Here is a 24,617-nt window from a genome sequence, read left to right on the forward strand (position 1 = left end):
ATGAATTATTCGATCTCTTCCAGTCCAACTTTTGTTAGACCCGTTTCATTTGCATAGTTCGTTAACTCAGCCGTTGAAGTCGCGCCCATTTTGGTCATTAAGTTCTCACGGTGTTTAGACACCGTACGATCGCTGATCTCTAACATTTCAGCAATCTCTTTAGTTTTATAGCCTTCCGCAACTAACTTTACGACTTGTTTCTCACGAACCGACAAGCGCTTATTAAGTAAACCAGAAGCTTCTTCCAATATAGGTTGGATTTCAGAATGAATAAATAACTCACCCTTCATCACTTGGCGAACACCTTGAATCAACTCTTTTGGCGAAATTGATTTCATGGCAATACCACTTACACCTAATTCAAGAACCTCATTCCAAACATTGGTCGTTTCAGCTGCCGTTAACACAATCACTTTCGTCTCAGCATATCGTTTTTTAATGTGAGCAATTGCGTTTAAACCACTTAACTTTGGCATCGATAAATCCAAAAGCACAACCTGAGGAGATTTCGTTCTAACCAATTCCAAGCACTCTAAACCATCTTCAGCTTCACCAACGATCACAAAGTCTGCTTCTGCTTGTAAAATGGATTTGAATCCTGCTCTTACTAAAGCATGATCTTCCGCTAGTAGAATACTAATTTTTTCAGACATATAAATCACCCAATTTAACGAATCTTAAGTAACAACACTTATCAAAGTGTACGCTTTGTTTATTTAAAGCCATTATGACGAATCGCTAATGACTTCTCAAGGTATTTCAGGGAAATTTCTAGTTTTTCTAATACTAGGTCTACTTTTTGTTGTTTAATATGTGGCTGATCCTCATATTGAATGGTGCCTTCAACCGTTTTAAATAAACTCACCATCTTATCTAACTGAAACAACATACAATTACCTTTAAAATAGTGTGCTTTAGCGGCTAATGCAAACTCGTCATGGGCTTTATTCAACACATCCATTTCAGCTAAGCCATCTCTCATTTCGATTAGAAACGAATCGATTAGGGCATGAAACTGTACGGGAATTTTATCAACCCCATCCCATTCATTTTCTGCTTCAACTTGATTCGTTTCCGCGTGTGTTATTTGCTCTAATGGCTGTGCTGGTGTTTCTGACGTGCTTGAAAGCTGAGTTTCTTGTAACAAACCAATAATCTGTGCTTTAGTCACGGGTTTTACAAACCATCCATTAAAACCGACCGAAGCCAAAGACTCTCCTTGTGGAATTAAATTCGACTCTTCGCCACCGGCCGTAATGGCAAAAACCCCTTTTAACTTTTTTGCATGAGAAGGATTTTGTTTAATACTCTGTTGAATTTTTTGACTGACTTCAATACCATCTAAAAAGGGCATTTGAATATCCAGAAAGACAAAATCAAAGTTTTCTTTTTGGAAAATATCCCAGGCTTGTTTGCCATCCATTGCCTCAGAAACACTGCAATTTTGTTCTTCTAAATAACCCGCTAGAATCATTCTATTTATCTTTGAATCATCTGCCACTAAAATCTTGTAATGTTTTCTAGAGTGGTTGCTCGTATGTGCTTTATTCCTATTTTGAGAGAGGTCATTGCCTGCTTTAACCTCATATGCCGTTTGCTGTGATTCATGGGATTTTAATATTGATGCTTTTTTGCTCTCGGGCTCTTTCGCGTTTTTCACAACAACAACAGGGAGATTAGAATACGCCTTCTCACCCTCAACTTTTGGGGCCCGTGGCAGCGCGAGGTCTACATAAAAGGAGGTACTTATGCCCACATTCGATTTTACAGAGATCTCCCCTCCCATCAATAAAACCAATTTTTTAACGACAAATAAACCCAAACCAGAACCGATATTAAGGCTACTGCCTCGACTTTCTAACTGCTCGAAAGGTTCAAAAATATGCGCTTGCTGTTCCGCCGAGATGCCCTCTCCTGAATCTGTTATTTTAAACCGAAAGTGGTTATCAGCTTTTTCAGTGACTTCAATTGAGACACCACCAAACTGAGTAAATTTGAGACTATTTACAATCAAATTAATTAAAATCTGCGACAGCCGAACACTATCGCCAACCACTAAATCACGTTGTCCTAAATAGATCATTGAAACGATTAAATTTTTATCAGAGGCGATAGACTTCGTCAATTGTTTTACATTCTCCAATACGCCTTTTAATGAAAACGTCATCGGATGCAAAGTTATCACGTCATATTCTGTTTGTGAATAGGTCAAAATATCATTCACTAAAAAGATCGATTGCTCAGCGGTCATGTGTATTGTCTTTAACGCCGTCACCACCTCACCTCTCACAGATTCTGCACCTAATTGTTTTTGCAAGCGCTCTACTAGACTGCTAATCCCCAATAGTGGTGAACGTAACTCATGGCTTAGCATCGCTAGAAAACGAGACTGTTTTTTATAAGAGTCATTAATAAATTTATTCTGTTCCAGTAGAAGTGTTTCCCTCTCATATACTTGATTGAGAGAGAGCCTTCCCTGAGCATCCACCATTTCTCGTTCCAACTCAATCATTTCGGTTATTTCGATACAGACTGCCCAAATATAACGAACCCCTTCACTTTCAAAGGTACTTAAACAATGTTGAAAGGACAACTTGCCCATCAAAGTGTCAAATGAAGCAGAGAAACGTATGCTTACAGCGGGATTTTCCAGTATCTGTTGGATTTTGATGGACATCAATGGCGTCGTGTATTGCCCCGTCAAGTCGTTTAGTTTTCGGATGGGCCCTTCAAACAAGAGTTGTAGCGAGTCAGACAACTCAATAATTTGATTATCATCGTCAATCGCATAGCGCCACCATAAAGCCTTATCCAACATTTCATTGGCAAAAGCACTCTTATCAAAACTCATTCAAAAGCCTTATCATGTTGTTACTGTATTTTTGAATTAAACAGGCGTAAAATGAGTCCCATTCAATGTTATTTATAGGTTATTAAACCACGAATAACCTTCAATCACTTATATTAAAAGACCCTTCTAATGCCTATGTCAGTAAATAACAAACCACCCCAGACCCGAATTGAAAAAGATAGCATGGGGAGCTTAGAAGTTCCAATCGATGCCCTTTATGGCGCTCAAACTCAGCGTGCGATTAATAACTTCCCTATCAGTGGCATACCTATGCCACAAGCGTTCATTAAAGCGCTTTGTTACGTTAAGTTTGCCTGTTCAAGCAGTAACAATGAACTGGGTTTATTAAGCAATGAGAAGGCGGCTGCCATCCAAACAGCGGCAAAAGAAGTCATTCAGGGTCATTATCTAGAACAGTTTCCCATTGATGTCTTTCAAACCGGCTCTGGCACCAGTACCAATATGAATGCCAATGAAGTGCTCGCCTCTCTAGCCAAACAATTGACTGGAGTGGAGATTCACCCGAACGATGATATCAACATGAGCCAAAGTTCAAACGATGTCATTCCAACCGCCATTCATGTTGCCGCAGCGATCGCTCTAGAAGAAGCCTTACTGCCTGCCTTGCAACACTTAGCTGTCACCATTGAAGACCGCGAAAATGAGTTAAGCCACATCATTAAGACAGGCCGGACCCACTTGATGGATGCCATGCCGATCAAAATGAGCCAAGAACTTTCAAGTTGGCGCGTTCAAATTACGGATAATATTAGCCGTTTAAGCGAGACACGAAAACGCATTCAAAGATTACCACAAGGTGGAACCGCGGTTGGTACTGGAATTAACGCCGATCCAGAATTTGGACGACTCGTATCCGCTAACTTAGCGACCATAACGGCCATCAAATTTGAACCGATGGAAAATCTGTTTGTTGGCTTAAGCTCTCAAGATACTGCATTAGAGTTAAGCGGTCAATTAAATGTCTTAGCGGCAAGTTTGATGAAAATATCCAATGATTTACGCTGGATGAACTCAGGACCGCTAGCAGGTTTGGGTGAAATTCAACTGCCTGCCTTACAACCAGGCAGTTCGATCATGCCTGGAAAAGTAAACCCTGTCATTCCAGAGGCCGTCGCAATGGTTGCCGCACAAATTATGGGAAATCATACCGCGATTACAGTGGGTGCTCAGTCAGGCACGTTTCAGTTGAATGTTATGCTACCCATGATTGCGCTGAACTTACTACAAAGCATTGAGATTGCCGCAAATGCCTCTGTACAACTGGCCGATTTAGCCATTAAAGGTTTCACCGTTAATCAGACAAACCTTCAAAAAACCTTAGATGTAAATCCTATTCTCGTGACCGCCTTAAATACTGTTGTCGGTTATGAGAAAGGTGCGGCTATTGCCAAAGAGGCTTATCGTTCTGGAAAGCCTGTATTAGATGTTGCTTTGGAGATGACCGATTTGGATGAAGCCACTTTAAAACAATACTTAGATCCTGCCTTATTGACAGAAGGCGGTAATCCTAAGATTTAAACATCCCAATTTTATAGCATTATTTTTTAAAAACCAAAAGGAATCAATATGGCTGTTATCAACTTAAAAACGGATCAATTTGAAGAAACCATCAAAAATAATGAAATCGTTATTTTAGATTTTTGGGCGGAATGGTGTGGGCCCTGTAAGCAATTCGGCCCTGTCTTTGAAGACATTTCTGAAAAGCATCCTGACATTGCTTTCTGCAAAGTAAATGTCGAAGAAGAACAAGAGTTAGCAGGTATGTTCCAAGTCCGTTCTATTCCGACGATCACTTTTATGCGTCAAGGCATTGTCGTTTTCTCAAACCCAGGCGCAATACCAGGTAATGCCTTAGAAGACGGCATTAAGCAATTACTTGAACTCGATATGGAGCAAGTTCATAAAGATTTAGCGGTGGCTCAAGCTAAACAAGAATCTGAAGCTTAATTCACTCAGCGAATGCTCTACTGATCCTACAAAGCAACCACCACGTTTTGTAGGAACTCCCCTCCCAAGCCCTCTTGACCAAACCCCTCTCATGTACGGCAGAGAAAACCAGCCCACAAAGCCCTTAGTTGCGGATAATAAAGCCAAAATAAGCTAACATAGCCATAATTTTTAAACGTCGTTCCAAAACCCCCGTCATATACAAAAGGAAAACAGTATGCTCGTAACCCATTCAGGTCGATTTCACGCCGACGAAGTCTTTGCAATATCGATGATATTAATGATTGAAGACCGAGAAGTCACTCGCACAAGGGAGGACGAAATTATTCAAAAAGCCGACATAGTGTTGGATGTAGGGGCTGAATATAATCCAGAAACATTGCGCTTCGACCACCATCAAAATAGTTTTACCAGAGCCAGAGAGGATGGTACGCCGTATGCAACGGCAGGATTGGTTTGGGAACATTTTGGCGCACGCATTTTGGCCAAAAAAGGCCTGGAAGGCGATTATGAAAAACAGTTTGCATTGCAATGGGTCGATCAGAAACTCATCCGTGACATAGACGCGGTTGATAACGGTCTGTTCACCGAAGACCCTCGCCCATCGGTCTCAATGTTAGTCGGCATGATGAATGCATCCTCCTCTGATGAGGCTGAGCAACAAGAGGCGGCCTTTAATGAAGCGGTCAGTTTTACAACCGGTATCCTAAATAATTTTATTAAAGCCGCAATAAAAGAAGCCGAAGTGGTGGTTGAACTGGAGGCCTGTGCTAAACAGGTTGAGGCTGGGATTCTCACACTCGAAAAAAACCTACCTTTCAAAGATTTTATCCGTTCACATCCAGAAATCACCCGTGTTGTCTATCCAAGAAGTGCGGAGCAATTTGGTGTTTTCTGTAATGGTAAAGAGAATCATCTGCCTGAAAGGTTTCGCGGGTTAAGAGATATTGAGCTCAATGAAGCCACGGGATTAACGGACACTATTTTTTGTCATAAGTCCGGCTTCATGTCGGTTTGCTTAAGCTTGGAAAGCGCTTTGTTTATGGCGAAAAGCCATTAAATTCACATTTCCAGGCTTACAAAACAAGTTTTCAACGCGTTAATTAATCTAAATTAAAACCGACCAGGCCTGGTCGGTTTTAGAACTTTCCTTTAAACTTAACCTATTAGAGTCATTGTTAAATTTAGCAAATAATCCGTGACTGATAAACCGTTGATGACTTATAGATGATAGAAGACGCTTTAAATAAATTACCAGAAATACTCACCAGAGATTTGGAACGTAACCTCTGCGTCTGCAATGATGTGCTTAGAATTGATGTCATTCAAGCCATTGATGAAGGAGCGGATACGCTCGAAAAAGTACGTCAAAAAACCTATGCCACTGATGGCAATGGCTGTTGCAAACGTCAAGTACAACGTCTTTTAGAGTGTTTATCTGAGGATACAGAGAGCACTCCCATTGCGTCCGAAAATATAACTCACGATCCTTTCCCTAAATGATGAACACCTATTCCTTTGGTGCGCTTCCAGCACCATTTTGAACCAATCAAGCTAGTTTACAATCCAATAAATACCAACTCCTGCCACAACCTATTGAAAAAACTCTCTATTTAGTATTGGTACACCAATTGCTTATTACTATTTAATAAAATCGTAATACTTTATTAAACCGCTAAGTTTAAAGCCTTAATAAAACTACTTGAGAGAAATGAATGGCTATTTTTTCGAAATCCTGGACTACCCCTCGCGTTCCACTAGATAGACGCTCTAGAAATTGGTTAACGATTGCCAGTTTCGCCATTCCACTACTGCTTTGGTCTTTAGTGAGTTATTCGCCTTATATCTGGCATCCACAGATGGAAATCACCGAACCAGGCGATGTCAGTTATTTTAAGGTAGGTACATTGATTGATAGAGATATTTATGACCGTGAGGTTGAAAAAATACGCACTCTTCAAAAAAGTTCCACAGAGACTCTACCTCAAAACCTAAAGTTGCCAGTAGGATTTCCAAGTAATCCTGTTTATTTACCTGCACCCGATGAAGTCGCTACCGCGCTCTATACCGCTTTTACCACCCCACCAAAACGCACAAATGAGCCTTGGTTTCATGAGAGTCTAGGGCATTCCATACAAATTATAGCTTGGGGATTTTTCTGGGCGATGTTGTTTGGCTTACCCTTAGGTATTATGGCTGGCACCTATGATTCGGCTTCGCGTTTAATTGAACCCTTTACAGACTTCTTCCGTTATTTACCAGCACCCGCTTTTGGCGCTTTAGCGGTCGCAATTTTAGGGATCTATGATGCGCCGAAAATCGCCATTATCTTCATTGGTACTTTTTTTCAAATGGTTCTCATTACCGCCAATACAACTCGTACGTTAAATATGGCCTTTATAGAGGCTTCTCTGACATTAGGCTGTAAAGGTCTTTCTTTGATTCGTAGAGTAATTCTACCAGGCATTATGCCTGACCTGCTTCGCGATATGCGCATTCTGCTCGGTTGGGCGTGGACCTATTTAATTGTCGCTGAACTGGTTGGAACAAGCTCAGGAATCACTTGGTTTATTACTCAACAAGCACGCTATAAAAACTTTGATAATGTTTTTGCAGCCATTTTAATTATTGGCTTGATTGGAGTGACCACCGATATGATTTTAGCTAAATTGGGTAAACGTCTGTTTCCTTGGAAAGATGGCCAATAAGGAGTGACAAATATGACGAATAAAACACAAGTAGAGCAACAATCCCACCCTTTAAATTCTTGGCAAACAGCAGAGATTCAAGATCGAAATGAACGCATTTTAAAGCGTCCTAAGACTTTAGAAGTGAAGGGGCTGGATAAATCATTTGAACATAAAGGTAAAACTAACAAGGTTTTAAATAAGATTGATTTTACCGCTTATAAACGTGAATTTATCTGTGTCGTTGGTCCTTCTGGTTGTGGCAAATCGACTTTAGCGAGACTGATTGCAGGACTGGAAACGCAAGAAGCTGGCCACATATTGGTAGATGGTAAACATGTTACGGAACCCGGTCCAGATCGAGGCATGGTGTTTCAGAGCTACTCTCTGTTTCCTTGGATGTCAGTCAAACACAATGTTATGTTTGGCTTAACCCAGTCAGGCATGTCCAGAAATTCCGCTGAATCCGAAGCCTTTCAATGGATCGATTTAGTCGGTTTAACACCATTTTTAGATGCTTATCCGCATCAACTTTCGGGCGGAATGAAACAGCGTGTTGCAATTATTCGTGCCTTAGCCAATCAGCCTAAAATCTTGTTAATGGATGAACCCTTCGCGGCTTTAGACCCTCAAAATAGACTTAAAATGCAGCAGTATCTTCTTGAGATTTGGCAGAACATTGATATTACTGTTTTCTTTATTACCCACGATTTAGATGAAGCTATTTATCTCGCAGACCGCATCTTAGTGTTAGATGCTAACCCAGGACAGGTGAGAGAGGTACTCAATGTACCTCTACCGAGGCCGCGCGCAGAAGATACCTTATTAAGTCCCGCCTTTATGGCAACCAAAGATTATTTAGAAACTCTGGTACACCCTCCACAACCAGAACTCGATTTCGAAGAAAAGCTTAGCATGGTACGCCTCGTATCGGTTAATGCCCAAGTACCGGATATATTTTAATGACTCAAAATGCCAAAACCAATCATACCTTAGTGCGAACCAGCGCCTCACTGCCAGCTAAAGTCTTAGAAGATTTAGACCAACTGGTCATTAAACGGGGCTTTAATAACCGCTCTGCGCTACTTGCTGAAATGATTCAAAAAGAAGTCTCTTCTTATCGCCAAGAGTTCACCAATGAAATCATGGCGGGCACACTGACCATGGTATATGACCACTCTGTACCTGGACTACAACTCAAATTGAATCATTTAAAACACCTGCATGTTGCTGAAATCATCTCATCCACGCAAAGTCAGTTGATGGAACAACAGACGCTTGAGGTCATACTGATGCAAGGTGGAGCTCAAGATTTAAATAGAATCAGTCAAGATATGCTCTCTCATCGCGGGGTCAAAACAGGCAATCTCTATCTCACCCACTCAGCGCTTCCTGCTATTTATACCCCAGTATCCAGTTCAAAAAAGGAGAAGTCATTATGACTGAACACCATTCAAAGCGCTCTTTAGAAATTATTCCGCCAACTGACTTCATCTGGTCTGAAAGACTTCCTGGCGGTGCGCATTGGTCCGGCGTGATTCGTCGTGGCACGGTATTGCGCCTAACCGATTTAGAAGGCGGTTGTAATGTAGCGATGTTGTTGAACAATCTGGAAGTGAAAAACGAGCGTTACAACATGCCAGATACTCTTAAAGCGCAAAAAACTGCATTTTTAACCAAACCCAATATGTGTTTTACAGATATGGGAAGGGTTGTCTGTTCCATAATTGAAGATAGCTGTGGCTGGCATGACACACTTGGCGGTTTATCCAATGCTTCAATGCTACAAAAAAAATACGGTGAGAAAACCTATCAAGAAGCCCAAGATGACTACTATAAAAACGGCTATGACAGCTTAATCAATGAACTCGGAAAATGGGGTTTAAATGCCAGTGACATGATGCCAAACATCAATTGGTTCAGTAAAGTACGAGTGGAAAATGACGGCAGCATGACGTTTATAGCAGGCAATTCCAAAGCGGGGAATTATGTTGATTTGCGCTTTGAAATGGACGCGATTGTTTGTCTATCGACCGCACAACATCCGCTTGATCCTAACCCTGAATATGCACCTAAACCCATTGAGATGAGAGTTGTCAAAGCACAGCCTGTAAAAACCGATGATGCCAGTCGATTGTACCGTGCCGAAAACGAACGCGCTTATTACAACACCAAAATTTTCTACGGAGAGAATCCTGATGCCTAACCCTATAAAAAAGCCAAGATTTGATGAAAGCCGGATTGCCTATCGTGAAGTGGTTGAGGCAGGCACACCTTGGATGCATGAAGTTAAAGCTGGGCAATACTTTCGTATTGTCGATTTAGAAGGCAACCAAGCCGTTGATACCCTTTTTTATAATGCTCATAACCACTCTGAACGTTATTCAGCGACCGATACCATTCGCGAGCAGGGCAATATCTACCTGACGACAGGTTCCGTATTGCGTTCAAATTTAGTGAAGCCAATGCTCACTATTGTGGATGACACTTGTGGTCGCCATGACACCATTGGTGGGGCTTGTTCGGCAGAGAGTAACACGGTGCGTTATGCCATTGAAAAACGTCACATGCACTCCTGCAGGGACTCTTTTTTAACCGCTTTAGGAGAGTGTGATTGTTATTCTCAAAAAGCGATGACCAAAAGCGATCTTTCCAGCAATATCAATTTTTTTATGAATGTACCTGTCTCACCTGAAGGTCATCTTGATTTTGATGATGGTATCTCAGCTCCGGGTCGTTATGTCGAGATGTTAGCGCACATGGATACTTTAGTCCTAGTCTCTAACTGCCCACAACTCAACAATCCGTGCAATGGTTACAACCCAACCCCAGTAGAGATGGTAATTTGGGAATAACCTTCCTCATCACACAAAAAACTAAAGCAAGACTCTAAAAATAGTCGCAATAACAGCCATAGACTCACCCCCCGTCATCTTTTGATTGACCAGGCCTGGTGAATACTTCTTCAGAACGAGCTGAACAAGGAAATAGATTATGTTTAAAAAAGTACTTATTGCCAACCGCGGTGCAATTGCCACCCGTATTATTCGCACTTTAAAAGAGATGAACATCACCTCTGTTGTTTTGGCGTCAGATGCCGATCGTGCATCATTGCATGTACAACAGGCGGATGAAGTCATTTTCTTAGAGGGTAATGTTGCAACTGAAACCTATTTAAATGTGCCGCTTATTCTTGAAAAAGCGCGCGAACTGGGTGTTGAAGCGGTTCATCCTGGCTATGGTTTTCTTAGTGAAAATGACGGTTTTGCAGAAAGTTGTGAAGCGTTAGGCATACGTTTTATAGGGCCCGCGCCACACCATATTCGTGATTTTGGTTTAAAGCATACCGCTCGCGATTTAGCCATTGAAGCTAAAGTCCCCCTACTTCCAGGTTCTGGTTTGCTCGATTCCATAGAACATGCTCTGTCTGAAGCTTTGCGTATCGGTTATCCAGTGATGCTAAAAAGTACCGCGGGCGGCGGTGGTATTGGCATGCAAAAATGTGATACCGCTCAAGATTTAGAAGATGCCTTTGAGCAAGTCAAACGCCTGAGCCAGAACTCATTTGGTCAAGCGGGTATTTTTGTGGAAAAATTTGTGGTCAATGCACGTCATATCGAAATTCAGATTTTCGGTGATGGTTTAGGCGATGTGGTCTCTTTTGGAGAACGTGATTGCTCTTTACAGCGTCGTAACCAAAAAGTCGTGGAAGAAACGCCTGCTATCGGAATCGATCGCCAACAAGTTGCTGAGATGGAAGCGCATGCAGTACGTTTGGGTAAATTGGTCAAATACCGATCTGCGGGTACGGTTGAGTATGTTTATGACACCGATGTAAATCAATATTACTTTTTAGAAGTGAATACACGTCTCCAAGTTGAACACGGCATTACCGAAGCGGTACGCGGTGTAGACCTGGTTGAGTGGATGGTAAAAGTGGCTTATGAAGCCAAACTACCTGGCCTGGTCAAACCTGCACAAGGTCATGCGATTGAAGTTCGTGTCTATGCCGAAGACCCGTTTAAAAACTTTCTACCAAGCTCTGGTAAATTAACGGGTTGGCAGATGCCAAAGAACTGTCGTGTCGATACCTGGTGCTCTCGCGGCCAAGAGGTCAGCTCTTTTTATGACCCTATGTTGGCCAAAATCATTGTCACCGGCAAAGATCGAACCGAAGCGGTTAACAACCTGCAACAAGCCATGCACGAAACCCGTATTGATGGTTTCGAAACCAATATTTCTTATTTAGGTGCGCTCAGTGAATCGGCTGAGTTTATTGACGGTCATAACCTTTACACCCAATTTCTCAACCGCTTTACATATGCTCCTTTTTCAGTTGAAGTCACCAATGCGGGTACTCATTCCATGCTGGTGAGTTATCCTGGTCGTGTCGGTTTTTGGGATATTGGTGTACCACCTTCTGGGCCAATGGATGCGCTTTCACACCGTTTGGCCAACCGTTGCTTAAACAACCCGCTAGAAGCCGCAACCATTGAAATGACGGTTTCGGGCGTCAGCCTGAATTTTGACCGTGATACCGTTATTTGTATCACCGGTGCGGATATTCAACCGACGTTGGATAAGCAACCCATTCCTTTAAATCAGGCGGTCACTGTTAAAGCCGGCCAACAGCTTAAATCCAAAGTCATTAAAGACCTTGGACAACGCGCTTATTTAGCGGTGTTAGGTGGTTTTGATGTGCCAGATTATATGGGCAGTAAAACCACCTTTTCACTGGGTAAATTTGGGGGACATGGAGGGCGTCTATTACGCACTGGCGATGTATTGCATCTTGATAAAAACTTGTCTGACGCTATTTTTACACAGAATCTACCTCAGAATCTTCTACCAAAAATCAGTAATCACGTTGAAATAGCCGTCATTTATGGCCCACAAGGCGCACCTGATTTTTTCACCGCTGAAGGCATTGAAAGCTTTTTTTCAACCGACTGGGAAGTGCACTATAACTCAAGTCGTACCGGCATCCGTTTAATTGGTCCGAAACCTTTATGGGCACGTGATTCTGGGGGCGAAGCAGGCTTGCATCCTTCCAATATTCACGACAATCCCTATGCGATTGGTGCCATCGATTTCACGGGGGATATGCCGGTTATCTTAGCGCAAGATGGGCCAAGCCTAGGCGGATTCGTCTGCCCTGCGACCATTATCGAAGCCGAACAATGGAAGATGGGACAATTGCGTCCTGGCGATAAAATTCGTTTTAAAGCCGTCTCTACTGAAACCGCTGAAGCGGCTTTAAAGGCTTACGAGAATTCACTTGAAACATTAGATGCAAGCCTTTTAAAACCCTTGGTGTTTTTAGATTCGCCAACCGAACAATCTTGTTTAGCCCATGAAATTTCGTCAAAAGACCATGAGTTCGGTGTGAAATATCGTCGTTCAGGTGACAGTCACGTCCTTATTGAATATGGCGCGATGGAACTTGATTTAGCATTACGCTTCCGTATTCAAGTCTTGATTGAACGCTTGAAATTACTTAAAAGTGATAATGACCAGGCCTGGTCATTCCTCAGAGATTTAACGCCGGGGATTCGCTCTCTACAAGTACACTATAATCCTCGACAGATTTCACAAGCCGACATCATTAAAAAGCTGGTTGCATTAGAAACAGAGATTTCTTCTGCCAAAGATTTAACGGTTAAGAGTCGCATTGTACGCTTACCATTGTCGTGGGATGATTCCAGCACCAAGTTGGCGATTGAAAAATACATGCAATCGGTGCGTCCTGATGCGCCCTGGTGCCCAAGTAATATTGACTTTATCCGCCGTATCAACGGTTTGGACTCAATTGAAGAGGTCAAGAAAATTGTCTTCGATGCCAGCTATTTGGTATTGGGGCTGGGCGATGTTTACCTAGGTGCGCCAGTGTCCACACCACTCGATCCTCGTCACCGTTTAGTCACCACAAAATACAACCCGGCACGTACTTGGACTCCTGAAAATGCCGTAGGCATTGGCGGCGCGTATATGTGTGTTTACGGTATGGAAGGCCCTGGTGGTTATCAATTTGTAGGGCGCACCATTCAAATGTGGAACCCTTATCACACCACGCCATTCTTCCCAGAAGGCAAACCTTGGTTGCTAGAATTCTTTGACCAAATACAATATTACCCAGTCAGTGAAGCCGAACTCGCCCAAGCCAGACTAGATTTCCCGCTGGGACGTTACGATATTTCTATTGAAGAAACCACTTTGTCTTTAAGCAAGTACCAGGCTTTTTTATCTGAAGAATCTGACAGTATTCAAGCCTTCAAAACCACACAACAAGCCGCATTTGAAGCCGAACGTTTGGATTGGGAAGCCACAGGACAAGCTAATTTTGAAACCACGTCTGCGCAAGACGAAGTGCAAAATGAGCCAATGGCCGAAATTCCAGAAGGGTTTGTCGCCATCCTTTCCCCAATTACCGGGAGTGTCTGGCAAATCACTGTCAAACCAGGTGATCTAATAAAGGAAGGTGACATCATTGCCATTTTAGAAACCATGAAAATTGAGATTCCTGTGGAAGCCGAATTTGACGGCATCATTACTGAAATTTTGGTGAATAAAAAAGACCTCATTCAAAATGGTCAAGCCCTGCTGGTGATGGAGGTAAGTGAATAATGGACTTACGACTTCCACAACTTAAAGCAGCCTATGCCTCGGGAGAATTGACGCCTAGAAAAGTCATTTCGCACATAAAACAAGCCGCTGAAAACTATGATGATCACAATATTTTCATCCATGTTTTAAGTGATACTGAATTAGAACCTTACTTGGCAGCACTTGAGAAAACTGAGCGCAATAATTTGCCTCTATGGGGTATTCCGTATGTCATTAAAGACAATATCGACCTAATCGGCATTCCAACCACCGCTGGCTGTCCTGAATATGCCTATACTCCGACAGAATCGGCCACAGTGGTTCGCTTGCTAATTGAAGCCGGTGCGATCCCGATTGGAAAAGCCAATATGGATCAGTTTGCAACAGGCTTGGTCGGCACTCGCTCTCCTTATGGTGTCTGTCATAACTCATTCGATTTTGACATGATTTCAGGCGGCTCTAGTTCAGGCTCGGCAGTGTCTTTAGCGCTAAACCTATGCAGCTTTTCTTTAGGCACCGATACAGCAGGTTCCGGACGAGTACCGGCCGCCTTTAATAATTTAATTGGCCTTAAACCTTCTAAAGGCTTATTGAGCACTTCAGGTGTCGTACCAGCGGTTCGCTCTCAAGATGTCATCAGCATTTTCGCGCTCAATGCCCAGGATGCTTACCAGGTGTTTGATGTGGCCGCTCAAGTGGACGCGAGAGATGAATACAGTCGCGATGAAAACGCCTTAATGCCACCCGCTTGGGGTGCAAAACCTATTTTAGGCATACCTGATGAGACCAGCCTTTTTTTTAATGACGATAAAAAGGCTGAAATAAGCTTTTTCGCCACAATCCATCAACTTAAACAGATGGGCTATGAGATCAAAGAGATCCCTTTTAAACGGTGGTTAGACACAGCTAAGCTGCTTTATGGCGGTGCCTGGGTTGCCGAACGCTATGTCGCAATCGAAGACTTTTTGAATAGACATGAAGACAAAATAGATCCCACAGTGCGCACGATTATTGCTGGGGCACGAAGCCTCAGTGCCGCAGATGCTTATAAAGGTTCATATGCCCTGCAGAAGGCCCAAAGTGAAACCCAAGACCTCTGGCAGAGTGTCGATTGCATGATAACACCGACCACTCCGAGTATTTTCAGCCAAGCCCAACTTGAAAAAGACCCGATTGGATTTAATTCTATTTTAGGCACCTACACCAATTTCATGAACCTTCTTGACTACGCCGCTCTCGCCCTGCCAACCGGTTTTAGAAAAGATGACTTACCCACAGGCATCACGCTATTTGCACCCGCAGGCAGTGACCGCCAATTGTTACAACTTGCCGATCAATTGCAGGGCGAATTTAATAGCTGTGCTGGCGCTAAAAATACGCCTGTCCCGACTCATCAACCAGCCCTGTTTGAAAATAAACATTCTATTTCTTTAGCGGTGGTGGGGGCACATTTGATCGGTTTCCCATTGAACAAACAATTGGTTGAACGCGGTGCAAAACTGCTCAAAACCACAAAGACAGCGGCTAAATACAACTTTTATGAACTGCTAGGCGGGCCAATTCTGAAACCAGGCCTGGTTAAAACCACTGAAGGCGGTCAGCCGATTGAAGTTGAAGTCTGGACGATGCCTAAACAACATTTAGGGTCGTTCCTGGCGTTGATCCCCTCACCTTTAGGGTTAGGTAAGGTAGAGTTGATTGATGGTTCACAAGTCGTCGGTTTTATCTGCGAACCTTGGGGACTGAAAGGCGCAACAGATATTTCTCATACAGGTGGTTGGCGTAACTGGATGGCCGAGCGACCTGCTACTGAGTAATCGACTGTTGAATCGCTTTCATCGACTCAGAAACCCGAGAAAAAAAATCAGCATTCAAAGCCCTTAACCATTCTGGTTAAGGGCTTTTTTATTGCCCAATCCTATCAATAGTCATCTTAAATCATGCCCAAACTTCTGGCCTGTTTAACTGGCCAGGCCTAATCATAATTATTCTTAGGCTTAAATCAGACACAAAAAAGCGACCACGAGGGCCGCTTTAAGCGTATTCAATAGTAATTATCTATTAAAACAGGTTACTGTAACGTTTGATTTCCCAAGCAGAAACTGTTTGATGATAATCATTCCACTCTGCTCTTTTATATTTAATAAACTCATCACTGAGTCCTTTCCCGAGTACTTTCTCAACAAACGGATCATCTGCGAACGCTTGCACGGCATCATTAAGATTTTGTGGTAAAAACTCAATACCACGTGCAGTACGCTCTGCTTCTGTTAAGTCATACAGGTTATCTTCTTGTGCTTTCCCTGGATCTAGCTTTTCACGAATCCCTTCTAGCCCAGCCGCCAACACTAAGGTAGCCGCCAGATATGGATTGACGGCTCCATCGGCATTACGGTTTTCAAAACGGCCGCCGCCCAGAGGAATACGTACGGAATTGGTACGGTTGTTTGAACCAAATGAGTTGAAGACTGGCGCCCATGAAAAGGTCGCCATATCACCCTGTCTGACCAAACGTTTGTAACTGTTTACCGTTGGCGAGAAGACCGCACATAAAGCAGGACCGTGCTTTAATACACCCGCGATAAAGTGATAACCAATCTCGGTCAATCCTAAACCACGTGGATCGTCTTTAGGATCATACTCAAAAAGATTCTCTTTGCTCTCTAAATCAAACAACGACATATTAAAATGCGCGCCATTGCCTGTTTTATCGGCAAACGGTTTAGGCATCATAGTCGCTAAAAGACCCTCTTCAGCCGCATAGTGTTTGGCCATATAACGAAAGAAAATAAAACGGTCACACATGGTCAATGCATCACTGTATTTGAAATCGAACTCATACTGACCGTTGGCATCTTCGTGATCTAAAGAGTAGAGATCCCAGCCTAAATCATCAATGGTGGTTGCCATTTTATCAATCCAGGTAAAACGATTCATAAAGCTACTCACGTCATAACAAGGCTTCGTTAGATTGTCATTTTTATCTGGAATCGATAAAGAACCATCGGCCTCTTCTTTTACAACGAATAATTCACACTCAATACCTAAGTTAAATCCAAAGCCCATTTCCGCAGCTTCTGCCAATACCTTTTTCAAAGCCACACGCGTATTGATGTCATAGGGTTCACCATGCAGGGTATTGTCAGCCGCCATCCAAGCAACTTCAGGTTGCCAAGGCAGTTGGATTAAGCTGTTTAAGTCTGGCACAGAGGCAATTTCATCTTCATTAGGCTTTTGGCCGAGTCCATCAACGGCATAGCCTGTATAGAGTTCGGACCCTTTAACCATCTGAGGGAAATGATCGATTGGTACAAATTTACCTTTAGGAATACCATGTATATCAACATAAGCGCCTAGACAATACTTGACTCCTTTTGCTTTCAAATCTGCTTGTACTTCTTTTATATTAAATTGACTGTTCATAATAACGTCCTACTTTCCATTACTTGATTGGGTGTGTTTAAAATAACTTTCTGCTAATGGCGCTGTTTCTTGTAGCCCCTTGATGACTAAATTGGACAAGTCTTCAACCATCCAATCAAAGAGCATTTGACCTTTATCAACCGTGGCTAAACTAGGCTTTCCTGTCACACCATTTAGACTGGTGCGATTAACAGGGTGCGAAAATACACAGTCTTCCGTTCTATCAGGATCATCGCTGTCTAATAAACGATCCTCTCTGACAAGGTCTGGTGCAACCGCCATCATCAATGAGGTTTCTGCCTCATTAGCATGCCAATCGAAAGCATCTTCAAAATGTCGTTCTTTCACGCGATCACTTACCGTGGCTGAATTAATAATAGCGACCATAAATCCATCATGCTCTGCCCTCAACATCTCGAGGGCACAACGTAAAGGTGCAAAGTTAGAAACATGGCTATTTAAAATAAACAGACGCTTAAAGCCCGATGCATGCACCCAATCGCCAATTTCTTTAACCACATCAATTAGAGTTTTAGGCTGTAAAGCAATCGTTCCAGGCCAACGCTTGGAATGTCCGATTGAACAACCGTAAGGTAAGGTAGGTAACAAGGCAATCTGAGTGTTTTCAGAGACTTGTAAACTGAGTCGTTCAGCAATTTCTGAATCCATTCCACAGCCTAAATGTGGGCCGTGTTGCTCGGTTGCGCCTACTGGTAATAAGGCGGCATCCATGCCTGATTCAGTCAGTTGACCGATTTCTTCCCATGTCATTTGATGCCATAGGTTCATATTTTTCTCCCCGCTCATTTTGTCCGAGCAATAAAAAAGGTACACCCATCCGAATCTCCATAAAAAAGAAGTGATAGGAAGGTGAACATTATTTGTGGGGTTAATAGGAGTAAGCCATTATGAGATTCATAACAGCTGGATTAAAAAGTGATTTAAGGGGATGTAAAGCAAATAGAAGACTTACTTTACATTCCTAATTTTAAGCTTATTTTTAAAAATCTTATTTCATCAATCTGATCTTAAAACTTGACGTTATAGGCCAAGCGTTAATGAAGGATCAATATAAGAGTCAATATCAAGTGGCTTGTCATACACTTTATTGGCGACGTTAAAGTCATCAGAAAGCTTTGATGAACCATAAATGGAGTCAAAACCTGGCCCTTTTTTATAGAGCGATTTTGCTTCTTCTAACGTTAATATTTTGGTTCCTTTTATGAATGATTTATACACTTCTGGCGACAGTCCTACACGAGAAGCCATAATCGCAACAGCATCGTCTGTTGTTTTTGGATCTTTAATATAATCAACCACTTTGTACCAAACTTTTGCAACCTTCTCCCATTCTGCGCGTTTTGAAGCATAGCTACTTGGCGAAACCGCTAGCATGTCATAAATTAAACCTGGCTCATCCGCACTAGTATAAATTTTTGAAGAACCTGGGACTAACTCTAAAGCAGAACCAGAACTTGGCTGCCAAGCCACAATCGCATCAACTTGTCCCGAAGCCAAGACTTGCGGTGTTTCATTAGTTGGTACATTGACCAGTGTCACGTCTGACTCTGTCATGCCATTCTTCTCAAGTGCATTTAACAATAATAGATGGCTCACAAATCCGATTTCTACACCGACTTTCTTTCCTTTTAGGGCTTTAATAGAATCAATACCCGGTGCGCCAATCACCATATCATTACCATTACTATAGTCATTCATAATAACCATAACACTTTGTGCGCCTGTTGCTCCAGTAACCAATGCATCACCATTAGTCATGCCGACTGCATCAAGTTGACCTGCCGCGAAAGCATCCATAGAAGCCACGTAATCAAACCATTCAAACTTAACGTCAACGCCTGCTTCGGCAAACCATTTTTTTTCAACAGCAACCTCCCAAGCAACCCATCCTGGCCAGTCACTGTAACCAATTTTTAAAGGCTCAGCACTAACAGAAAAGGCCTGTCCAGAAAGAACTAAACCAACAAAAACACCTAATATTTTTCTACGAGAGATCATTATTACACCACCTTAGCTACTTAAGTTATTACGAATTAAATTATTAGTAATAAAGAAAAAGCATATAACAAACCAACTATAAATTTAGCCTATTTAACAAATAGTTATATCAAAATAACACTATTACTACCCTTAAAATCTGCTAGATAACGCACTTTAATAGAACTCCTAAGATTTAAATGGTGCAATTCTTAAGAAGAACGCCTCGCTTCAATAAATGCTGCAATCAAAATCAAACCGCCACCTAACATCTCAATTGGCAACATGGTTTCACCCAAAATCAAACTTGCCGAGACAATGGCTGTAACTAACTCCATAATTAAAATAATAGATGACCTACCCACTTCAAGATGTGTGACGGCCCATTGCGTTCCAAAATTAGCAAACATCATCCAAACTGCACCATATAAAAATAGCATCCCCCAAGCAGAAGCACTCACATTAAAGACTGGTGGTTCAGCCTGAAACAAGAGAATGGTGGCCGCCAAAATAACAGATCCCAGAAACATAAAGGTTATCTTAAGCCGAATGGAGACCGCTTGAGAGACCCTAAAGACAATATTATTCATAGCAAAAAGAAAGCCCGAAAGCAGTGCCAAACCATCTATCCAAGAGGGTGGCTCAAGAAAGGCATTCATACCTCCGACGATTAAAAAGACACCCGATATGGCTAAGCCAACTCCTAGCCACCGGCCTTTATCAATATTCTCACCTAAAAATAGTCGCCCCCCTAATACGCCCCAAATCGGCACCAGATAAAACAACACCATGACTCGAATGACTTCACCATAAATGAGCGCGGTATTAAACGCCAACTGCGCGCCCCCGCCTAACAGAGCAACTCCAAGCAGGACCTTCCAATGCGGTTTAATCTGACCCCTCTTAGCCCAGAGCCAAGGCAACATCAAACCAAACATGATTAGATAGAGAAACAGCGTTAGCTCTATGCCATCAAACCCTTGTTGATTTAAATATTTAAGCGGTAGCCAACTCAAACCCCATAGAACAGAAGCCGCAAATAAAACGACAACAGCATAAGATTGCATTATAAAACACCCTTAAAATATAAGAAAAACCAGAGAGAAGATTGGAGGTTTTACCTCCCTATTTGTACTGCTTAGAAAACTGTTTGAAGTGTTCGGATTCGGTTAACCTCATCCACTGATTAATCTCCCAAATATCTACGACGGGCGCTTGCGTAAAAGGCAATTTATGACAATACCCATCAGGTCCAAACTCAGGCGTTAAGGTCGTAAAATCATAGCCACTTTCTACCTGTGCTTGCCAAAACATCTCCCAGATTACTTGATGTGATCTTAAAGCCTCAGAATACTCAGGGGTGGCGGGATGAGGTACTTGCGGGCCTTGGTCATAACCAACTCGACCATGAATATGATGAATATTGCCTGCGATAGCTTGCATAGTCTCGATTTCGGAATCCATCAATCTTTCACAAACCACGCACCAATGACTAATGTCCACCGTCAGTTTTATATTTGGAATAGCCTCCACAACCCTCCTGGTTACCCAAGGGTTAAATAAACTACGACTGCGATGGGTTTCAAAACTTATTACAATATTGCTTTCATCTGCCAATTTCATCGCTTGCTGAAAGAACTCAATTGATTGAGTTTCTGACCAAGCATCAACCCCCGTAATCGCCGTTGCAAACAAAGGCTTCAATAATAAAGCGTTTTCTAGTTGCTCGGCTAAGTCATCTAAATGCTGTTGCAAACTCCATTGACGGTTAGGTACAAAATCCCCGCCCGTGACAACTTCTGCGATATACGAACAATGATTCTGCTCTAGCGCATCTTGCCATAACAATCGTTCATCTTGCGTTACAGGAGCTTGCCCCTCAATACCATCAAAGTGAGCTAAATGTGCTTGCTGACAAGCTTCGTGAATCGTTAGGGCATTGCCCCAGAGTGTTTTGAACGTTTGTAAATGCATAAGAATTACTCAAAATAGCCAGGAAAGACGTTATGTTTTTGGAAAAAAGCCCAATCGTGATTTGGCCAAAGCTGCACTTGTGCCTGTTTGCTGATTGTTTTTAACTTGCGAATACTCTCAACAGCCATCAAATCATTGTCTTGCCAACACAGTCCTGGCGCAATTTCATCGTTAATATTTTCCATTAAATCCGCTGCATCCCCCGCAAGCAAGATGGGTTTACCCTTAGGAAGTTCAACTAACATAGACATATGACCTGCGGTATGTCCTGGAGTTTCAATGGCACTTATCTCTGGTGCTAAATCGTACTCTCCGGTCTGTAACGTCCAGTTCAAAGGTAAGTCAAAGTCAGAGGCAAAATAGGCTTCATCAGCCGACTCCTTAGCCGCTTGCATCTCGAGCGTATGCACATGCACTTCTGCATGACAAAACTCACATAATCCACCTGCATGATCAAAATGCAGGTGGCTGCAAAATACCACATCCACATCTTCAGTTTTCAGACCCAGTGCTTGTAATCGATTAGGCAGCCGTTCTTCTTCACTCATCTCTGGTGGCCCAAATGGAAAGCCTTCATGCTCATAATACAATTCACGCTGTTTAGGCTGGCTGATTTTTTGATAATCACAGCCAACATCAAATAAGACTCGACCCTGCGAGGTTTCAATTAAATAGGCCAGAATAGGTGCTTTTATGATTTCACCCTGACCACGACCTCGGGTCGAGAGTGTTTTCTCATAGGTATGTCGACCTGTTAAGATTGGCCAAAATTTTTTAACTTGAGTCATCTAGTAAGCCTCTGCAACTTTAGTGGGCGGTTAAAAAAGAGACACCATCCACCCCAATAAAGGTCTCTCCCTCATTGTCTTTAACACGTAAATTGACTGGGTCGCCATTCAAAACCCGAGGGATACGGTAACGGTGAAAACTCTTAATTAGGTGCTTAAAGGTTAAAACCTGTTGCTCATCAGAACCATACTTTTGAGCATGTAATTTGGGCAGTCGATACCAGGGCTGTAACTGGTGACTATGATGGATATTGTGATAACAAAAATTCAATACTAAAAGGTTCAACCATGGATACTCTATAGACAGCAGATTCGAATAGGTATTATGTGCTTCGAATTCGGCATCTCTTAACCTCGCCTCGGGCCCACGTTTTTGATCAAGGGTTTCAAATACGTCATAGGTATGTTGATGCACATCCATAAAACGCATCACCGTTAAAAACAACAAATAAGCCAACGGATAGAGCCAAAGTACATCTATAGAAATTGAAGCTAACACCCAAAAGAAAGCCACTCTCAAGATCAATACAAGCACGATTCGTGGCCGACGTTTTTTACGACTGGATTTTATAAACGGTAAGATAATTACCAGTGTGTGCATCACTATTTCTAAAGCGGGAATATAGACCCACTCAAGCCCCTTTAACAACGTTAAAAAGTGTGGATGTTTTGCAAGGTGAGGACGAAAATCAAAAGAGACAATGTCTGCGCGATCAGAATGGTGGCGATTATGTTTATGTGAGATATCATCAAAATTAGAATAGCTGGACCCCGTTATCCATAAAAGAATCTCTCCCAACCACTGATTATGTTTTTTGTGCCTAAACAGACTTTGATGTGCAACCTCGTGGATTAAATAGGCGGCAATCACCATCGCATGTCCCAACCAAACAATACCTAATAGATTCAGCCAAACAGCCCCACTTAAAATCAGTCCAAAACCAGCAAAATACCCTACAATCACATAGAGGAAAGCCCATACATTGGGCCACAAGGCATCGTCATAACGAAATAGCGAGTTCTCTTTAGACATGACACATTCCTTGTATAGCTCACAAAGCGCGTTTGCGGATAACATTCAATATCGAGGAAAAACAGTACACACCATCAGGCCAGGTTGCTTTGTAGAATCCGCGCTTAAAGACCTGAAAACAGGCTATTAAAATATTACGATTTAATTAATAAGTAATACTAAAGCATTTTACATACCAAGCTAAGAACCACTGTTTTTACAGGCTTAATCTCCTCATTAATGGTCATTAATTCATAAAATCGCACTTATTTGGTGCCTAAAAAGTTTGTAATGAGTCTTTGTAAATTGTCTAATGAGAGGGTCTGAATAAATTGCAAAAGCATCAATTCAAGGCTTGCTTAAAGATAAGAATTTTAGAAAAGTGAGAGCGATTTAATGAGGTACAGATAGGTATTAAGAACAGCTATTTTTTTACATGGTCTGGTCATGTTAAAAGACAAAAACTTCATTAATAGATTAAAGCGTTCATCATCATGATTTCACTTTGACGAGATAATCGAGAATAAGATCCAATAGTTTTTGGCCTGCGGGCAATAAATCTTCCGCAAGTAATTTCATTTTCTCAGATGTTTGTACAAACTGGCTTGGTTGCAGAGAAGACCCTTCATCCTCAATCCATAGCCCAATAGTTTCTAAGGTCACTTCTGGATGAAATTGCAAACCAATAACTCGGTCACCGATTTGAAAGCCTTGGTTGTTACAAGCATCGCTCTCAGCGAACCGAATAGCATTTGGCGGGAGTTGAAAAGTTTCATTATGCCAATGAAATACCTCTAGGGCTTCTGGAAACTGGAAAACGTTTTTGACGTTTGATGTCTTCCGGACACTATGCCAACCAATTTCAGATTCAGGGTTTGCACTTACTGTGACACCTAATGCAGTCGCAATAAGCTGAGCCCCAAGACAGATTCCCAAAATGGGGATATTGGACTCAATCATCTGACGAATAAATATCTTCTCAGACGACAGCCAAGCAAATTCATTCTCGTCATTTACACTCATAATGCCGCCCAAAATGACCATTAAGTCAAATTTCTCAGTGAGATCAAATTGCGGATTGGACTCATATAATTTAATAAATGAAATTTCGGCATTACGCTTTGCACACCAATTTAAGATGCTTCCAGCATCTACATGTGCACCATGCTGCAGTATTAAAACTTTCACAACTCACCCTTTAACAAACAGTACCTTAATCATATGATAAGTGTTTTACATAAACAGATCGTCAAATAAACACATTTACACCTTGGTGGTTCATTAAAGAGTCACCTTAAACTAATCTCTTTGTT

General features: G+C 42.1%; 21 protein-coding genes. 11 read left to right on the forward strand and 10 right to left on the reverse strand.

What is annotated here, in order from left to right:
* Positions 1-5: 5 nt before the first annotated feature.
* Together F612_RS0104840 and F612_RS0104845 are read right to left on the reverse strand one after the other, a co-directional pair.
* Positions 6-653 (reverse strand): response regulator, encoded by a 648-nt coding sequence (locus tag F612_RS0104840; protein WP_019556627.1) that lies wholly within the window; start codon positions 651-653, stop codon positions 6-8.
* Positions 654-712: 59 nt separating this feature from the next.
* Complete coding sequence (locus tag F612_RS0104845; RefSeq protein WP_019556628.1) at positions 713-2,851, reverse strand: ATP-binding response regulator; 2,139 nt, start codon at positions 2,849-2,851, stop codon at positions 713-715.
* A 129-nt stretch (positions 2,852-2,980) separates the two neighbouring features.
* Between F612_RS0104845 and F612_RS0104850 the strand changes: the two genes are divergently transcribed.
* From F612_RS0104850 to atzF, 11 genes are all read left to right on the forward strand, one after another.
* Positions 2,981-4,390, forward strand: coding sequence for a class II fumarate hydratase (locus F612_RS0104850; RefSeq protein WP_019556629.1), 1,410 nt, complete (start codon positions 2,981-2,983; stop codon positions 4,388-4,390).
* A 48-nt stretch (positions 4,391-4,438) separates the two neighbouring features.
* Positions 4,439-4,819 (forward strand): thioredoxin, encoded by a 381-nt coding sequence (gene trxA / locus F612_RS0104855; RefSeq protein WP_019556630.1) that lies wholly within the window; start codon positions 4,439-4,441, stop codon positions 4,817-4,819.
* A gap of 217 nt (positions 4,820-5,036) precedes the next feature.
* On the forward strand, positions 5,037-5,879 hold the full coding sequence (locus F612_RS0104860) for an MYG1 family protein (protein ID WP_019556631.1): 843 nt from the start codon (positions 5,037-5,039) through the stop codon (positions 5,877-5,879).
* A gap of 167 nt (positions 5,880-6,046) precedes the next feature.
* Positions 6,047-6,322: a (2Fe-2S)-binding protein gene (locus F612_RS0104865; protein WP_019556632.1), complete on the forward strand. Its 276-nt coding sequence runs from the start codon at positions 6,047-6,049 to the stop codon at positions 6,320-6,322.
* 212 nt (positions 6,323-6,534) lie between these two features.
* Entirely contained in the window at positions 6,535-7,527 is a 993-nt protein-coding gene (locus tag F612_RS0104870; protein ID WP_019556633.1) for an ABC transporter permease, read from the forward strand.
* A gap of 12 nt (positions 7,528-7,539) precedes the next feature.
* Positions 7,540-8,469 carry an ABC transporter ATP-binding protein gene (locus F612_RS0104875; RefSeq protein WP_019556634.1) on the forward strand — a complete coding sequence of 310 codons (930 nt, stop codon included), beginning with the start codon at positions 7,540-7,542 and terminating at the stop codon, positions 8,467-8,469.
* Positions 8,469-8,948: a CopG family ribbon-helix-helix protein gene (locus F612_RS0104880; protein ID WP_019556635.1), complete on the forward strand. Its 480-nt coding sequence runs from the start codon at positions 8,469-8,471 to the stop codon at positions 8,946-8,948. Before F612_RS0104875 ends, F612_RS0104880 begins: the two co-directional genes overlap by 1 nt.
* The gene (locus tag F612_RS0104885; RefSeq protein ID WP_019556636.1) at positions 8,945-9,712 is read left to right on the forward strand and encodes an urea amidolyase associated protein UAAP1; all 768 of its coding nucleotides are present in this window, start codon (positions 8,945-8,947) and stop codon (positions 9,710-9,712) included. The genes F612_RS0104880 and F612_RS0104885 overlap by 4 nt, the downstream gene beginning before the upstream one ends.
* Positions 9,705-10,361, forward strand: coding sequence for an urea amidolyase associated protein UAAP2 (locus F612_RS0104890; RefSeq protein WP_019556637.1), 657 nt, complete (start codon positions 9,705-9,707; stop codon positions 10,359-10,361). The genes F612_RS0104885 and F612_RS0104890 overlap by 8 nt, the downstream gene beginning before the upstream one ends.
* A 139-nt stretch (positions 10,362-10,500) precedes the next feature.
* Positions 10,501-14,130 carry an urea carboxylase gene (gene uca, locus F612_RS0104895; protein WP_019556638.1) on the forward strand — a complete coding sequence of 1,210 codons (3,630 nt, stop codon included), beginning with the start codon at positions 10,501-10,503 and terminating at the stop codon, positions 14,128-14,130.
* A complete protein-coding gene (atzF, locus tag F612_RS0104900; protein WP_019556639.1) occupies positions 14,130-15,926 on the forward strand; it encodes an allophanate hydrolase in 1,797 nt (598 codons plus the stop codon). Before uca ends, atzF begins: the two co-directional genes overlap by 1 nt.
* A gap of 244 nt (positions 15,927-16,170) precedes the next feature.
* On the opposite strand, the gene glnT is transcribed toward atzF, so the two are convergent.
* From glnT to F612_RS0104940, 8 genes are all read right to left on the reverse strand, one after another.
* Entirely contained in the window at positions 16,171-17,532 is a 1,362-nt protein-coding gene (gene glnT / locus F612_RS0104905; RefSeq protein WP_019556640.1) for a type III glutamate--ammonia ligase, read from the reverse strand.
* Between the two features lie 9 nt (positions 17,533-17,541).
* Positions 17,542-18,321 carry a creatininase family protein gene (locus F612_RS0104910; protein ID WP_019556641.1) on the reverse strand — a complete coding sequence of 260 codons (780 nt, stop codon included), beginning with the start codon at positions 18,319-18,321 and terminating at the stop codon, positions 17,542-17,544.
* A 252-nt stretch (positions 18,322-18,573) separates the two neighbouring features.
* The gene (locus tag F612_RS0104915; protein ID WP_019556642.1) at positions 18,574-19,551 is read right to left on the reverse strand and encodes an ABC transporter substrate-binding protein; all 978 of its coding nucleotides are present in this window, start codon (positions 19,549-19,551) and stop codon (positions 18,574-18,576) included.
* A gap of 191 nt (positions 19,552-19,742) precedes the next feature.
* Entirely contained in the window at positions 19,743-20,597 is an 855-nt protein-coding gene (locus tag F612_RS0104920) for a DMT family transporter (RefSeq protein ID WP_019556643.1), read from the reverse strand.
* Between the two features lie 58 nt (positions 20,598-20,655).
* On the reverse strand, positions 20,656-21,504 hold the full coding sequence (locus F612_RS0104925; RefSeq protein WP_019556644.1) for a sugar phosphate isomerase/epimerase family protein: 849 nt from the start codon (positions 21,502-21,504) through the stop codon (positions 20,656-20,658).
* Positions 21,505-21,509: 5 nt separating this feature from the next.
* Entirely contained in the window at positions 21,510-22,292 is a 783-nt protein-coding gene (locus tag F612_RS0104930; RefSeq protein ID WP_019556645.1) for an N-acyl homoserine lactonase family protein, read from the reverse strand.
* A 19-nt stretch (positions 22,293-22,311) separates the two neighbouring features.
* Positions 22,312-23,325, reverse strand: coding sequence for a fatty acid desaturase family protein (locus F612_RS0104935; protein ID WP_019556646.1), 1,014 nt, complete (start codon positions 23,323-23,325; stop codon positions 22,312-22,314).
* Positions 23,326-23,796: 471 nt separating this feature from the next.
* The gene (locus F612_RS0104940; RefSeq protein ID WP_019556647.1) at positions 23,797-24,492 is read right to left on the reverse strand and encodes a type 1 glutamine amidotransferase; all 696 of its coding nucleotides are present in this window, start codon (positions 24,490-24,492) and stop codon (positions 23,797-23,799) included.
* Between the last annotated feature and the right edge of the window lie 125 nt (positions 24,493-24,617).

Source organism: Thiomicrorhabdus arctica DSM 13458 (assembly GCF_000381085.1).
Taxonomy (GTDB): domain Bacteria; phylum Pseudomonadota; class Gammaproteobacteria; order Thiomicrospirales; family Thiomicrospiraceae; genus Thiomicrorhabdus; species Thiomicrorhabdus arctica.